The sequence below is a fragment of the Fictibacillus enclensis genome (genome assembly GCF_001457035.1).
GTDB lineage: Bacteria > Bacillota > Bacilli > Bacillales > Fictibacillaceae > Fictibacillus_C > Fictibacillus_C enclensis.
In genome coordinates this window covers 18,420-34,363 of sequence record NZ_KQ758622.1, presented here as the reverse complement: position 1 = coordinate 34,363, position 15,944 = coordinate 18,420, and the positions used below count along the sequence as shown (strand labels likewise).

Genomic DNA, 15,944 nt, shown 5'->3' with positions numbered 1-15,944 from the left:
TTAAATTAATGTGATTTAGATTGAAACAGTAAAAGAAAACAAAGAAACAACCTGTAAATTCTTTTATAGGTTTGAACCGAAATTTTTAAAGAAAGAAGATGAGCATATGCCTGAAAATGATATAAAACAAATTACGGATATTCCATTCTCGGTCCTGGATCTCTCTCCAATTGCAGATGGAAGTACGCCGGCTGATTCTTTTCGCAATACTTTGGAGCTGGCCCGGCTCGCTGAAAAGCTGGGGTTTAACCGATATTGGCTCGCTGAGCATCATAATATGCCTTTTATCGCCAGCTCTGCAACATCGGTAGTGATTTCCCATGTTGCAGCAGGTACATCAAAAATCCGGGTAGGTTCAGGCGGCATTATGCTGCCGAATCATGCACCTCTTGTTATTGCTGAGCAATTTGGTACTCTGGAGTCATTATATCCAGGACGTATTGATCTTGGCTTGGGCCGTGCACCAGGCACTGATCAGCTTACCGCACATGCATTAAGACGTGACTTGAGAAGTTCAGGAGAAGATTTCCCTGAGCAGTTGGCTGAGCTCCGGAATTATTTTGACCCTTCCCTTGCACAAGAATATAGTCATGTTAAAGCAATTCCGGGTGAGGGATTAAACATACCTATTTGGCTGTTAGGTTCGAGCGGATACAGTGCCCAGCTGGCAGGAGAGCTTGGACTGCCGTTTGCATTTGCGAGCCATTTCTCGCCGCATAACACACTCCCGGCTATCCAGCTGTACCGCCGTTCATTTAAGCCTTCTAAAGTACTGGACAAGCCGCATGCAATGGTAGGGCTAAACATCATTGCGGCCGACACAGATCAAGAAGCTGAGCGGCTCGCTACAACATTGCAGCAGCAGTTCTTGAATTTGATGCGCGGAAAGGACGTCCCATTGCCGCCGCCAGTGGATAATATTAATGATATAGCGAGCGACTATGAAATAGCTGCCCTTGAGAATCAATTAGGAACTTCGATTGTCGGCAGTCCTCAAATCGTAAAAGAAAAGCTGGAAAAGTTTCTGGCTGAAAGTCAAGCCGATGAAATCATGGCAATCGCCCAGGTTTACGATCATAAGGCACGCCTCCATTCCTATGAAATATTGGCAGAAATTACTCAGTGAAAATAGGTCAAAACTGGCCGATCCCTATGGCAAGCTTATAATGTGTCTATGTTATCCATTTGCTAAATAGCAAAACCCTTTAACCAACTTGATGTAAACAAAGATGAATCCAAAATATGAAGCTGCTTTTAAACCATTTACCTTCCGTTCTGGAGTTGAAATAAAGAACTTTTAAAGGGAAACCCTCTTAGTGGTTTCCCTCTTTTATTGAGTATTAGAGCAGGAAATAAGCAAGTTCATTTGTTTATGACTAGAAGTTATTGTTAATATATAATCAACAATAGACGCCCATAGAAAGGATTTGATTTAAAGTGAACCTGGGATTAAAAGATAAAACGGCAATCGTGACAGGCGGCAGTAAAGGTATCGGAAAAGCAATTGCCATAGCGTTTGCCAAGGAAGGCACCAATGTTGTAATTTGTGGCCGCGGTGAAGGAGCATTAAGAGAAACAGCAGCGGAAATTGAAAAGCTGGGAGGCAATGTGCTTGCCGTTCAGGCGGATTTGACGAAACAATCTGATGTGGAACATCTGGTCTCCTCTGCAATCGACCGTTTCAAATCAATCGATATACTCGTAAATAATGCAGGAATAGCCAGTGGATTTGATGATTTTGAAACATTAGATATAGAGGCCTGGCAGCATATTTTTGATGTGAATGTATTTGGGACGGTCCGCGTAACCAAAGCAGTTATCCCTTTTATGAAAAAAACCGGATATGGACGCATCATTAATATTTCATCGGAATCTGGGCTTCAGCCTGATTCGTTTATGCCTCATTATAATGCTTCAAAGGCAGCCATTATCAATTTTTCAAAGAGCTTATCAAAGGCGTATGCCGCACAGGGAATTCTGGTGAATACTGTATCACCAGCATTTATCATGACACCAATGCTGGAAAATCTATTAAAAGATAATGCGAAGCAGCTGAATATAACCTATGAAGAAGCTACTCAACAATTTTTAAAGGAAAACCGTCCACATGTCGAAGTAAAACGGCCTGGAACAGTTGATGAAGCAGCGTCTGCTGTTGTTTATCTTGCTTCCGAACAGGCTTCCTTTATTAATGGTGTAAACCTTCGGGTAGATGGCGGTTCGGTTGCGAGTATATAAATTAAGCTAATTCTTAAGAAAAAATTCAAACAAAAAGGGCTATCTTTTTTCGATAGCCGCTTTTTTGTTTAGATTACCTGATTCCGCCCGTTTTCTTTAGATATGGATGAAGCTTTATCAGCCCGAGATAGTAAAGACGCTTCGTATCACCGTTTTTATATTCTGTATCACCAAAACTGCATGTGATTTTTCTTTGAATAGTCCTGGGGATAATTAGTAAACATGCTTGGAGTTTACCGTTATTTATGGTGCGGTTTACCGTACATTACTAAAGAACATTGTTTCTTTTGAGCAAAAAGTCTATATTTTTGTTTCAAAAAAATAATGACCACTTCCTTGTTATAGAGGAGTGGTCATTTTTTAAATAATCATACATATCTTGACCGTCTGTTTAGCTAAAGCACAAGAATGTCCATAGGCATTTTTATTTTCCTGATTCTATCGACTTGGTCATACAGAAGATGAAACTACAACACAGGTTTATTTACACATTCCCAAAGACAGAAAAAAAGAAGCTTCCCAAAAGTTTGCTCAACTAATGAGAAGCCTCTAATTTTAATTTCGGATCAGTTCAGGCACCTTTGAGTAAGTTTCCTTATCCATATTCTACCATGTAATGTACATCTCCACGCCTCCTCGGGAGGCTTTCCATCCCATGTCTCAACGGGTCAATGCCCTCTCATTCCTTCGTTATGCCTATCCAAGGGTGGAGGCCAGTTATGTTAACGCAATGGGTCAGAGTCCTTTTGTTGAAGAAACCTGGTACTCCGTACTTACTACTACAAGGCTGTTTAGCTTGTTAATAAAAGCACACTATTAGGCATTTAAGAGTCGACTGGCGTTACTTCTTTAGTGGCGTGACGGTCGATGTCTTGAAATAAAAAAGGAGGACTTTATAGCCCTCCAGTGCATCCTGTATAGTTAATGGAATGTAGCGATTTTTTCTAAGTCAAAACGATGATGCGGATATCCTTCAGAATCTGCTTTACCAATGGGTAGAATGCCTGCCAATTTGACATGCCCGGGAAGATTCAGGAGCTCTCTTACTTTATCCTGATCAAAGCCCAGCATAGGGTTGCTTGAATATCCATATCCTTGAACGGCAAGCATTAAGAACCCGAAAGCAATATTTGTTTGGGTTAATCCCCATTGAGCACGATCTTCCACCGTCATACCATTGAAAAATCCTGACAGATTGGCCACTTCTTCCTGCTTGCGCTCTGGAGGAAGTCCCGGATGTACAGTGTCAGCAATATTTGCAAGTACATCCTCCATATCACTTGTAACCACAACAACCGCGGGTGCTGAAGTCACTTGTTTTTGACCATAAGCTGCTGCTTCCAACTTTTCCTTTAGATCGTTATCCGTCACTACATGGAAACGCCATGGTTGAAGGTTCCATGCACTTGGGGATAAGCGGACCAACTCAAAAATCTTATTTAGGTCTTGCTGAGGAATAGGCTCCTGCTTATATTTGCGAATGCTATGGCGTGTTTCAATTGCTTGTTGTACCGATAGAGATTGTTCTGTTGTGTTCATAGCCATGATGATCATCCTTTCTAGAAAAAGTCTTAATTAGGTTACACTACATAAAAACACAATAACCTTTTGTTAGTTAAAATTTACACTATGTGTAGCATCAGCCTTGTATTTTTATATGAAGCGATTGCTTTTCCGTCTTTAGGTTTTAAATAAAACGATAAAAAAGGAACTTTAAGGGTTACTAAAACTTTATATAATCCAAATAATAATTTTGAAAGCTCCAATAACTTACTCCCAAAACAAAGGGATCCGTCCGAAGTCTTAAGATTGATGAACCCTAGTGAATTTATTAAAAAAGCACCGGATAAAACAAAATGAGATTAAATTGAAAAACAACCACATTTACTATGATAATGGGTTTATATTTGCCAGGGATGATGGACATCCACAATTAAGAAAAGTAATTGAAACTAGGCTCTAACGACTGCTGAAGAAAATCAGGTATAGAAAAAAACATAACTCCCCATTCCTTCAGACATACTCATACTTCTTTATTAATAGAAGCCGGGGTGTGAATTAAAGAAGTCCAGCAGCGATTAGGTCATACAGATATCAATACAACAATGAACATTTACGCCCATATGACCGCCAATATGGAAGAAAAGGCCTCCCAACAGTGTAGTAAACTGATGAAAGACCTTCTCTTTAGTTATTTTTTTGTCATAGGATGCCTTGTTTTTTATAAAACGAGGACAAGAAAAGCATATATTCATTTTAGACGTTGGTATAACAAGGTTTTAAAACCTTAATTACATCATGCCGCCCATCTTTTAGTTGGATTTTGCTGTTTTTCGTTCCTGTACTCTAAAAAGGATACAGTTAAAAAATTTTCCCCATTACACAACTACGACCTTCATTTTCTTGGACATAAAAGACCTAACATAATAATCAGACTCCTTAAAACGAGACAATGAGAAAACCCTTTTATATAGTTATTACATAAAAGGTGTATTTTCAATGAAAAAAGGGGCTTTATTCAATGGGAAGCGATAAAAGTTAGCACTCTTTTATTGAGTTGAACAATTAATCGTAAGCAGCCCTTTACTGAGGTTTGCTACACTTGTTTGAAAATAGAAATAGTAACTAGTAAAGACTTGGATACTTCACTTCTTTAAGCCTTAAAAACTTAGCATTTTTAACCGTTATAAACCATTTGCATTAAGGGGGATGTTTATGCAAAGAGATGCGATTTTATCAGTTGAGATTAAGGGATTATTTGGTTACAAAAGTCTAAAAATACACCTTGATCAAGAAGTAAAGATATTCATCGGTGAAAATGGAACAGGAAAGACTTCAATATCTACTTCTTTTCCTTTTTGTTCTTCATAATCAGGTTTCTTTTTAGACAATCCTAATACATCATCCTTCCCACTGCTTGGCATTCCGCTCATACTCTTATAAGAATCCCCCACTTTTGGTAATAATTATAAGATGGTTTATGAGAGTAATATGAAGAATAATAAGCAAATATACTTACCGTCATCATATACACGTATTTTAGCATTGTCTCTTTTTATTGACATTTATCAGCTATAATAAAGATATTTTAAATACACAAACCATCTGTGAATAATCACCAAAATTACGTAAAACCAAGTTATAACCGGCCTTGACACTTAAGGGATGGCAAGGACGAAAGTGCAAAAGAACAACTAGAACCATTAATTTTGCTCATTATTACAAAAAGTGAACTAAATCACATAGCCATTACCAACAATTACCTATATACTAGATTTAAGATATATAAGGAGAGGATTTTATGAGTTTTAAATATTTGTACTATCCTTCAATTTCTTTGCCTAATGATAATTGGCTGAAAAAAATGTTGCTTTACTCAGAAAAAATAGCATCAATTGTCCCTTATGATTTAATAAATAAAAAAGATTATATAATTCAACAATTAGAGGAAAATAATGAATATGAAATGCTTTCACCTGAGAGATTCTTTTCTGAGAGTACGAATAAAAATTTGTTTGAAGAAGAAGTAATTAATTTATTATCCTCTAAACAATTTCAACTTAAAATGAATCGAACTGTTCGAACGTCAGAAGTATATTCCTCAAAATTCAGTCATGTAATCGAGGAATTCTTTCAACAGAATGGATTGGATAGAATAAAAGGGGATAAATGGTATGAAATCCCTAAGATAGTAAGTGATTGTTATCTCGGAATCTTAGCAAAACACATGGCTATAGATAAATCTTACATTCCAGCAACCAACTATGTAACTCAAGAAAGGTTAATATATGGATTAAAATCTAAAGAGGATAGAAAAAAAGTTGGAGAGTTAAGATTACTAAATTGTCTTCCTGTCCCTACCTCTGATGTTTCAATAAACGAAATTATCTCCTTTAAAAAGGAAAGAAAAGAAGAATTACTTAGATTTAAATCCATATTAAGAGATTACACAACAAGAGTTAGTCAGACGGAAACAAATTATGAATTAGAAGAAGTTATTCAAGAGTTTAAAGAAGATATTGAATTGAATATTCTTCTAATTAGTCGATTACTAAAAGAGAAAAAGATTTTATTTAAATTTGATTCATTAAAATCATTGATTAACTTAAAAGATCCAGTCTTATTTACTCTTGTTGGAAATATATACTCAAATTTAAAGGAATTATCACCTTTAGTTGGAACGACTGTAGGTGGAATGATTGGTTTAGGATGCAGTTACATAAACTATAGATATTCTATCAATAATGAAATAAATAATTCACCATATTCCTATGTATTTCATTCAGGAGCTATGAGTAAAAAAGGAAAATTCCATAAAATTTTTTCAACTAATTAAGCTGAAAGAAAATCACAAAAGTTAAATTTCAAACAAACCAATAATAAAAATCTAATTCCTTTAAGGAGATAGTCATTTAAATTTCTCATTCAGAGCACAACTCCTTATGAACTAGCGGTTATTACAATCATGCCGCCCATTCATTTCGATATATAATAGAAGAAAGATGGGCAATAAAACGTACTTAGAGATAAATGACCCTAATATTGTTTTGAGGATAACACAACAATCGAAGACATATTCAACCTGTTCTCTTTCGATAATCTCCTCATTTAATTTAGAATTTTAGAAATATAGGGTGGTTATCATCTTGTATTAAAAAAGGAAAATTTCGGAGGATGTTTATGGATAAAGAAATTGAAAATCAAGATTTAATAATAAATGAAGAAGATGAACTTGATGAATGGGAATATACAGGGGTTCAATTGGCTAATGGTGGGATCTCAGTAGTAGAAAATAAAAGAAGTAGAGATGATATGATTAAAGATGTTTCTCACACCTTAGCCGCCAGTGGATTAACCCCCAAAGCAAAACGGGACCTCTTTGAAACTGTAGCAAGAGATTGGACCAAAGACCTTGGTAAATACAAAGGATGTCAATTCTGGTCTAAAGAAGCCATAACATTGTATACAAACATGGTTGTAAGTAATAATGGAAAATCTATACCTGAAAAAAACTATCAAATATACTTGTTCATGAGCATGTAGTGCCTATCAAGCAATTTATAAGATTCCTCGATTATAGACAAGAACCATATGTTAAATATATCCATGAACATATGATTGATAAACTTATTGGAGCGGTTATTACTAACTAGGAAGATAAGAAATTAAGAGATGCCGGGTTGAAAGAGAAGCTTCCAGACCACTTCTGGTTTGATGAAACTCAAAATCCATGGTGGAGATACATTAAGGTGGGTATTGACATAGAACTTTGTGAATGGGATGAATCAAGAAAAAAATTTATAAAATCTAAGAAATATAACCTTAAAAGACGAATGTTACAAAGTGATGCAGAAGAAGCAGATAGGTGGAAATACCTTGATGATTAATTTTTTATAATGGTTTAGCCAAATAGGATATAAATTAAGGAGCTTGGTAAATTCCAAGCTCCTTTGACATATTCTCTATTTGAACTGTTAACAGTGTAAGAAGTCATTACTTTAATAACTTTAATTACACATGTGCCGTCCACTCATCAGATAGCTGGTGAGCCGAATCTCCCAGCGGAACTTCAAGGCGCTCTTCATAGCTTATATGGGAATTATCAAAAATACTATGAACAGTGGGATGAGGCCTCTAAGCAGAATAGTAAGAGTGTTTAGTTTAAAAGTAGCTGAAACTAAAGTATTATGCTCTATGCATATTCTACTTGCCTCTGAAATTCCAAGGCTTTTTTAGCCCAATATTTTGGTGAATGGTGCAAAACGAAATTGAAGTTATCATCTAACATTTCGAAATAAATTGAATCATCAAGAAGTTCGATGGCTTCTTCTTTTTTAACACCATGTTCGTAAATTAATATTTCTAATATTTTTTCAGTAAATCTATCCACGTATTCTTGTTTTTTGTTTTCGTCTAAGCTCATGTGGTAAGATCACCTCTTTCCATAATAAAGTTTCAATAGCTCGAGGGGTGTGAACTGATAACTGGTCAAAACCATTAAGCACGTAATGTTCACTCAATATATTATTGTAAAAATCCGGCACTTCCATTTCGCCGTTATCGACATCATCTATCATTCCCATAAGTCCGTTGCCGTCTGCTAAAGGGCCATATACGATATCTATATCTTTATTTCTATTGTTAAATTGCGGATGGTCGATGAATGATCGGTTTCGGTAAACAAAATCTCCCCATCTTAAATCAGCTGTTGGGAACACATGAGTATTAAATTCGAAGGGTGTAATTCCCTGTAGTCGCATATTATAAACTACAATCACGCCTTTAACATAATTAGCGTATGAAGTTCTTTGCTTTATTTGCTTTTTTTCTTCAGTTCTATTATGCTCATTTTCTTTTGTAAATGCCCACTTTTTTGCTTGCTTCAAGTTTGTAGTTAAATAAAATCCTTGCCCAAAATCGGTTTGGGTATCACATTTACTAATTTGAATACCATCAAACAACGATTTTACGTAATTACTAGTTGTAGCATGATAAAGTTTTGTATCTGGATTAATTATTTCCTCAATTCTCACCATTTAATCTCATCCCCACCCACTTTTTATCATTTTAGTAAATGATACCATAAAAAGTTAAAATCAGGTGGATATTATTAAAATTTCATGAATTTTCAATAAAATTTAAACACATCTATTAAGTAAACAATCCTTTTCCAGCACATACATTACAATACTATTAGCTTCTTTTTTAGATACTGCCGCATGACATTGGTCATTTCTTTAAAAAGTTCTACTTCATAATATTCAGGTGAATTTTTGGAACAGGGTTTTATATCTCCTTTATCATTATTTAACTTTTACCTTTTAATTTCCTTAAAGTTTATGTCTACCAACCCCCTTTTATAACAAGATATTACATTAATTATAAACCAAGGTATTCCTATTTGATATGACTTTCAAAAACGTATTTTACTCAGAAAACAGCTTGCTAAATTGCTTTCCATACAATGGATATATGGTAAAATAATCCTACGTGCAAAGGAGGTGAATAGCAAAAGGGCAATTGAAAATTTTCCCAAATTTATTTTGGATAACTATGTAGTTCATAAATGGAGACACGCTAGTGCCATTCTTCAAAATGACTTTCCAGATGAATGGCTTGATCTCGTAGCAGAATCTGTCAACTATATTCTAGCGTTTACAGCTGCATGCCAAAATATTTTTTAAAGATTTTTCTTATTAGAAAGGGTTAAATAGTTATATCTAAAATATTTTTCCTTAACATGTGCTGTAAGTAATTTTTAGAACTTCACAAATTTGGAGGGTTAGTATGCTGCTGTACTTATTGATTGGAATCATGGGAGTATTTTCATTGATTTCAATGATTTATACACTGTATGTCAAAGTAAGAAAGTTAAAAATAAAAAAATTCAGAAATTTTCGTTTGGCAACTATAGTTTAAAAAAAGATCCATTGGTTATCTCTTTGAAACAACCCAATACTTATCGTAAGTTGTTACTAATTCGTTCAAGGAATCAATTCATTCTATTGGTGTTTTTAATAACATTAGCATGCATGGTTTTTTTGCCCGAAAAACATCATTCTTTAGGGCGATTTGGGGCTCTAACTGTAATTTTTATTTTAATTTATGGAGTGTGTTTATTTCTAACAAAGCCTACACCTGGAGGAATCTTAGCACGATCATTTTTCTACATTTGTAAGGTTTACATAATAGTTTATTTTTTTGCACTATTTATAAGCCTATTATTTGAAACAAAAAGCAATATTATTGTGTTAATATTTTGTGTCTTAACGCCTTTGTTATTATCCTTTGTCTTAATGAAGCATACAATGGATAGTTTTAAATCGATATCATTTCAAATTTTAAATTTTATCGGTCTCTTAATTTTAGTCCTGTTCTTTCTAGGCTTTTCTTTTGGGTCTTTTTACTTTGAGCATAACGATGTTTTTAAATTTTTTACAGACCATGAACACACTCAGTTAATGCAAGATGACGATATGTTATTCCAGTTTATTTTTGTTACCTATAAAGGATTAACACCGTTTTATTCATTACAAACTGTTGTATTGGATCAACCGTTGACCTATATACCTTTTATTGAATACATTGTTGGAATTATTTTCAATACAACATACATCGGTTTTTTAATGTCTTATTTAGTTTCTATTATCCTAATTCGAGAACAAGAAAAAGCTCCAGAATCTCCCCAAATTAATAGCCCTTATTTTAAATATAAGAATTACCTTATTAAAAAGCAGGATTTAATTCAAAACAGTGCTGGGGAAACAAGACAATAAGCCAAACCCTTGACTTCACACATTTAATCGCAAGATTAGCGTTTAATAATCAAATATCTAAAACGGTATTCATTATTTGCCACTGTTAACTGGATGCCTCCGATAAAGAATAATGTTGAAAAAGGTTTGTGATGGCTATTTGATTTCAAGAAAAGTCTTCTTATGGTCATAACAGAGATCGTGCTTTACAACCATCCTTGACAATTGAGTGTGTTTGCGATTTTAATTAACTTTATTATCATTTAACAGCATAAAAACAATAAGAGAGTAGACAACATTTGGTCTACTCTTTTAACTTTGTTTCTTTTCCCTTAACTTCTTCATAATCTGGTGCTTTCTTATAAAATCCCAAACGATCACCTTCTCCACTTCCTGGCATCCCACTCATTTCTTCATACGAATCTCCAAACTTTTCATAATAATAATATGGAGTAAGTTCACGATCTGGATCATCCATATAAAAAGCCAATTGAATATACTTCCCACCATCATAAACTCGTATGATAGCATTATCTCTAGTCATAGCTTCTGTACTCATACCTTCATCTTTAGTATGCTTTATTTCTTGATTAATTACTTTATCAATCCTTTTAGAGAAGACATCCATAAAGAAACATGCAACACCTCATATATTCAGACACACACATATAAGTATGTTAGCTGAAGCTGGAGTCGACATTACCACCATCATGAGAAGAGTTGGTCACGATGACATGAAAACGACCATGAAGATTTACACCCATGTAACAGATAAAATGAAAGAGGATGCTTCTCAAAAAGTCCATCAGACTTTCGGAAACATCCTCAAAATGGGGAATTCAAAATAAATGTTATTAAAATGTGATTTTTTTAGGTGAAAGACCTAATGTAACACGCTTAAGCCCTGATATAACAAGGTTTTCGAGCGTTAAATTACATCATGCCGCCCATTCATCAGGAGATGAAATGGGCAAAGATAGCATCATAAAAAGCCTTGATAAGAAGGGTTCATAGCGTTCTTCTAAAATAATCCTTAACCAAACAAAAAAATTCAATGAGCAAAATTATGAGCATTTTAATGAATCACAACTTCCTCTCGTCGCCCCTCTTCTCCCGCAAATGAACTCCTTCACTGTTGAAAAAGACCAATTCTTATCCCTCTACATACCTTTTCAAACAGATTTGACCTTTTTACCTTGATCCCCCGAGAAGCAATCCAATAATGAGTACAATACCGATACTTTTTTAGTTTGACATTAATAATTTCTAATAAAAAGAAAATATCAGGAGGACAAACATCTAACAAAAATAGCCTTAATAAAGGAGATCCACATGGTTGTATTCAAAAAAAAAGTATTTTGCATAAAAAAAGCCCAGTCAGTGACTGTGCTTTTTACCACCTTGAGTGGACCCGAACGGATTCGAACCGTCACCTCTCAATTCGTAGTCGAGAATGCTGCCATTACACCACGAGCATATTTATTATATATCCGATGGATAAATTAAGCGAGAACTATTTTTTAGAATATGGAAAAAGGCCAATTATTACAATAAACTGCCTTAGTATCATTAGCAACTAGAATTGCACTATTCATCCTTTATCCTCTAAATCATTTTATTTATTAATTTACAACACTTCTAATCGTTTAGTGAAAAGTGGAATTAAATGTTTATCAGATTATGTTCTTTTGTAACATTTTAGCTGGCCATTTTCATCTAATACTCTTGCTTGGTTATTTTCAAAGAGAAAACTAGTTATAGACTCTTGTGTTTCATCATAAATCAATTTCACAGAATTTCCGAAATTAACAAAGAAAAATTGCAAAAACATAAAATACTCTTTATGATTGAATGTAAGTTGTATATTTGGTTTTGTTCCAATATATGTGAGTCTTGATTCATCCATAACTATGAGGGAAAGATTTTCAAAATTCACCTTTGAACGAGCATATGAAAACCTTGCCGCTATTTCTTGTAGCTGTATAGGATGAATTATTAAATCTATGAAGTCATTTAGTATTTTACTATTACCTAACTTTGCATATCCCCAGTCTCCAAAACTATATACAATTCCAATATCCCCTATACGAATACAGCCTGTTATAAAAATCGTATCTATATATTCATAATCTTCAAGTCTGGAGTCATTATGTACTTGAAAAACCTGTACAGACCAAGGAATATCGCCAGTAAATTCTATTGGCTTACGTAATGATTGTAAAAATTCATGTAAGCCCCTATAAGAAAAAATTTGTTCTTTATTTACCATTGTCCCAAAGTCTTTATTTTTTCTGTCAATTAATAGATTCAACTTTTTAAATAACTTTCCGTAGTATACTTTCGAAACCCATTGCATTATTGTTAATTCGTCTAAGTTCTTAAACTTTTCATATCCTCCATTAACTGCTTCATTAATTTTATTTTCTAATTGAGATAAAGATTTATTATTGCAGTTTTTACAACAAGGGATTTTTAAATCTTTATATTGTATACTAGTTCTATTTCGGAAATAAATTCTTTTATTCCAAAGATCATACTTTCTCTGCAGCCATTTTGGATAAACATGCTCTTGTGAATCTGGTTCTCCTCCACACAGAAAACATTTATCATAATCAAAGTGCAAATCTTCAAATGGGGAATAGATTGTTGATTCCATGTAACCATCTCCAAATTTCCTAAAATAGTAAAAAAAGGCTGCATAAGCAGCCGGTTCTAATATGATTGTTTAATGTAGTCTTGGCTCCTCTGAATATACATCGGACATTAAATCATCACTTGTCAATTTAAACCTAACCAATAATTCCTGAATTCTCTTTTCAGATAAATTATCTAGGTCTAGTCCCTTAAATTCTAGGTAAAACTTCCTAACATTATCGGTTAATAATCTTAATTTATTTTCTCTCATCACTTGTACTGATTTATTGAATCCCGCAGCCTTAGAAACGTTTTTAGTCGAAATTATAATAATATTTTTAACAAGTACGTCCCCATATACCTTTTCAAACCATGCACAAGCATTGTTAATTTGTCCCGTTTCATCTTTATTAATTTCATTTCTTGTTACGTCCACATTATTCTTACATTCGACCAGAAGGTATTTGTTATCCCCTGTTTTCCATATATTATCTGGTCCTTCTTTCCATTCTTTGTCAGGCCTTTGACTTGGAAATCCCAAGACTTTTGCAAGCTCATCAAATGCCTGCTCAAACCGATCGGCATTCACTCCAAATTTCAATTTACTTAGAATATCATCCAATTCCAGATAAAGTTCATCAAAATTATCAAATGAGTGAATCCATTGAGATATATTTTCTATTCTCTTTAAACTAATGGATGATATTTTTTGAACCTCCATACCTTCCTTTGGTTTTAAAAGAAATGTATTTTTCCTGTGCGCACTAACTTGAAATTTATTTGAAGTCATTTTTGAAGAAGGGTATATAAGTCTAGCCATTTCTTGTAAATACCATCCTCTTTCCTCATCGGTTGTAACATGGTTATCGATTAATTTCTGGATTGTTTGAACAGCCCCTTGGAAATCTCCTCTTGAATATTTTTCTTCAGCTAAATTTTCAAACTCTATTATTTCTAACATATTAGAGGTTTTACTATCAGGTTGAATCTCATCCATTTTTTCAGTATAAAATTCCTTCCACCCTTCATCTCGTCCCAGTGACTGTTTTAAAAGTCCTAAAAATGATTTTTTAGGCTCATCACCTTCTCTTATCTCTTCTTTGGAAAATTCAGCTATTTCGAGGCCGATTTCTATTTGTGTCCTTGTTTGTAGTGAAAAATATCCCCTTGATTTCTTACTACGAATTGCACGAACTAACTCAGTACCAGTAATAATTATTGCACAATAATCCTTTTCTCCTCTGACAGCTCTACCAAGTCCTTGTTCAATTGTCTGAGCAAGCTTTATTGAAACAATATCACTATTTCCACGGCATTCCTCAAGATACCTGTCATATAACGACTCAAAATATGGCCTTGAATCAAACACTAACACTCTGCAGGAACTGTCAGGTAAATCAATTCCATCGTATCTATTAGCTATTACTAAGGTTTTTTCGAAATTCTTTTCTTTGAGCTTTCCTATTTCATCAACAATAATCTCTCTTGTAGCTATGGTAGCTCCGTATTCCTTCCAGTCTTTAGTTGAATTAAAACTTGGTACTAAGGCTACAACCCCGAATTTTCTCTTCTTTGATGGTTTTGCAAAAATGTTGACTATCTCCGTTCTATTTAATGAGGAATCAATTAAAGATGGAATTAATATCATTTTCTCACCAGACCACCCTTCGTCTGGTAATACCAAAGGATTACGAATTGTATCTGATGATATTCCTAGCCCTTTAATAAAGAAAGAATCATCGGTAATTGTTGCAGACATAAAAATTCTATGTTCAGCTTTATGGTAAGACCCGAACATATATAGTGGAGTTACATAAGGAATAATTTCCAAGCTTTGTCCTGAAATAATACATTGGCAATCTTTAATCATGTCCTTAATTATCGGCCATGTAAACCTAATATCTTTTTGGTTACTGTATTTTGACAATATGTCAGATACCTCTGTATGCATATCTTGCCAAACCCAATAAGGGACAGCTGTTAGTGAATCATAACTTTTTCGAGTAATATCAGCATATGTTCCCGCCCCTTGGTTCTGTAATTCCGTGGAAAACAATGAGAAAATTTCATGATAAGCATGCGAGTCTTGCTTTAATACAATTTTACAGGCATTTTTTATTACCTCTATACATGCATGTGCATCATCCATTAATACAGTAGAGACAGAGATTGATTTGTTACCCAGACCAAATTTGGTTTCACCATTGAAAAGCTTTTGAACTGATGTTATTAAAATAGTCTTTCCATCTATGAATTCATCAGGAATTTCCCTATCAACAGTTGTATAACCAATTCCAAAACTTTCAGCCTGTTTACAAGTTTGTTCTACTAATTGATTATTATGGCAAAGGTATAAAGCAGGACCTTTTTCTTGATTTAACTTTGATTGAAGCATAAGTAACCCAACTAACGTTTTACCTTGACCTGTATGTAACTTCAATATAACATCTTTTTTGCCTTGAAAATCCGTAAACCACTTGTCAAGTATTTTTTCCTGTACTGGACGTAATGGCCCTTTATCGCTAGATCTATCAAGAGTAGAATAAATTTCATCAGGACGGATTTTCTTTTCAATTTTTTGTTTAGTAAGTCGCTTTTTAAAGTTAACCATATAATCCTCCTTATTTATTCCTAATTATACCATTCATATAGTAAGTCTGTTGTTTTTTCAAATTTAGACTAAAAAATTACTACACTCTCATGACACTCATTTAGACATATCATTGTATTACTGATTGATCTAATTAGATTATTAATGTTGAATTCCAGTTCTCAAAACGTTCCTCTCTGATTGCTTGAAAAAATGAATAAATTTTG

At 34.0% G+C, this 15,944-nt stretch carries 13 protein-coding genes, 1 tRNA gene and 1 pseudogene; 8 read left to right on the top strand and 7 right to left on the bottom strand.

Annotated elements, in window-relative coordinates:
- Positions 1–106: 106 nt before the first annotated feature.
- Entirely contained in the window at positions 107–1,126 is a 1,020-nt protein-coding gene (locus AS030_RS21140) for an LLM class flavin-dependent oxidoreductase (protein WP_061975461.1), read from the top strand.
- Between the two features lie 311 nt (positions 1,127–1,437).
- Entirely contained in the window at positions 1,438–2,238 is an 801-nt protein-coding gene (locus AS030_RS21135) for an SDR family NAD(P)-dependent oxidoreductase (RefSeq protein ID WP_061975459.1), read from the top strand.
- Positions 2,239–3,159: 921 nt separating this feature from the next.
- Here AS030_RS21135 and AS030_RS21130 read toward each other — a convergent pair.
- Positions 3,160–3,783 carry a nitroreductase family protein gene (locus AS030_RS21130; RefSeq protein ID WP_240482457.1) on the bottom strand — a complete coding sequence of 208 codons (624 nt, stop codon included), beginning with the start codon at positions 3,781–3,783 and terminating at the stop codon, positions 3,160–3,162.
- Between the two features lie 1,170 nt (positions 3,784–4,953).
- On the opposite strand from AS030_RS21130, the gene AS030_RS23840 reads away from it, so the two are divergent.
- The 4 genes from AS030_RS23840 (at position 4,954) to AS030_RS21115 (ending at position 7,625) form a co-directional block, all read left to right on the top strand.
- The gene (locus AS030_RS23840) at positions 4,954–5,109 is read left to right on the top strand and encodes an AAA family ATPase (protein ID WP_156412600.1); all 156 of its coding nucleotides are present in this window, start codon (positions 4,954–4,956) and stop codon (positions 5,107–5,109) included.
- A gap of 430 nt (positions 5,110–5,539) precedes the next feature.
- On the top strand, positions 5,540–6,574 hold the full coding sequence (locus tag AS030_RS21125; protein WP_061975457.1) for a DUF6236 family protein: 1,035 nt from the start codon (positions 5,540–5,542) through the stop codon (positions 6,572–6,574).
- Positions 6,575–6,918: 344 nt separating this feature from the next.
- The gene (locus AS030_RS21120; protein WP_061975455.1) at positions 6,919–7,281 is read left to right on the top strand and encodes a hypothetical protein; all 363 of its coding nucleotides are present in this window, start codon (positions 6,919–6,921) and stop codon (positions 7,279–7,281) included.
- Between the two features lie 137 nt (positions 7,282–7,418).
- Positions 7,419–7,625 (top strand): hypothetical protein, encoded by a 207-nt coding sequence (locus tag AS030_RS21115; protein WP_061975453.1) that lies wholly within the window; start codon positions 7,419–7,421, stop codon positions 7,623–7,625.
- A 305-nt stretch (positions 7,626–7,930) separates the two neighbouring features.
- Here the strand turns inward: AS030_RS21115 and AS030_RS21110 are convergent, their stop codons facing one another.
- Complete coding sequence (locus AS030_RS21110; protein WP_061975451.1) at positions 7,931–8,161, bottom strand: hypothetical protein; 231 nt, start codon at positions 8,159–8,161, stop codon at positions 7,931–7,933.
- The gene (locus tag AS030_RS21105) at positions 8,121–8,774 is read right to left on the bottom strand and encodes a DUF3990 domain-containing protein (RefSeq protein ID WP_061975449.1); all 654 of its coding nucleotides are present in this window, start codon (positions 8,772–8,774) and stop codon (positions 8,121–8,123) included. Before AS030_RS21105 ends, AS030_RS21110 begins: the two co-directional genes overlap by 41 nt.
- 1,272 nt (positions 8,775–10,046) lie before the next feature.
- Here AS030_RS21105 and AS030_RS21095 point away from each other — a divergent pair.
- On the top strand, positions 10,047–10,514 hold the full coding sequence (locus tag AS030_RS21095) for a hypothetical protein (RefSeq protein WP_061975446.1): 468 nt from the start codon (positions 10,047–10,049) through the stop codon (positions 10,512–10,514).
- A gap of 283 nt (positions 10,515–10,797) precedes the next feature.
- On the opposite strand, the gene AS030_RS21090 is transcribed toward AS030_RS21095, so the two are convergent.
- Entirely contained in the window at positions 10,798–11,121 is a 324-nt protein-coding gene (locus tag AS030_RS21090; protein WP_074440638.1) for a cystatin-like fold lipoprotein, read from the bottom strand.
- Here AS030_RS21090 and AS030_RS23245 point away from each other — a divergent pair.
- Positions 11,102–11,341, top strand: a pseudogene (locus AS030_RS23245) (tyrosine-type recombinase/integrase); the annotation flags it as partial. The gene AS030_RS21090 and the pseudogene AS030_RS23245 overlap by 20 nt on opposite strands.
- Before the next feature lie 558 nt (positions 11,342–11,899).
- Here AS030_RS23245 and AS030_RS21085 read toward each other — a convergent pair.
- The 3 genes from AS030_RS21085 to AS030_RS21075 all read right to left on the bottom strand — a co-directional run bounded on the left by AS030_RS21085 (position 11,900) and on the right by AS030_RS21075 (position 15,738).
- A tRNA-Arg gene (locus AS030_RS21085) sits at positions 11,900–11,964 on the bottom strand.
- Between the two features lie 207 nt (positions 11,965–12,171).
- Positions 12,172–13,149 carry a hypothetical protein gene (locus AS030_RS21080; RefSeq protein WP_061975444.1) on the bottom strand — a complete coding sequence of 326 codons (978 nt, stop codon included), beginning with the start codon at positions 13,147–13,149 and terminating at the stop codon, positions 12,172–12,174.
- Positions 13,150–13,218: 69 nt separating this feature from the next.
- Positions 13,219–15,738 (bottom strand): DEAD/DEAH box helicase, encoded by a 2,520-nt coding sequence (locus AS030_RS21075; RefSeq protein ID WP_061975442.1) that lies wholly within the window; start codon positions 15,736–15,738, stop codon positions 13,219–13,221.
- Between the last annotated feature and the right edge of the window lie 206 nt (positions 15,739–15,944).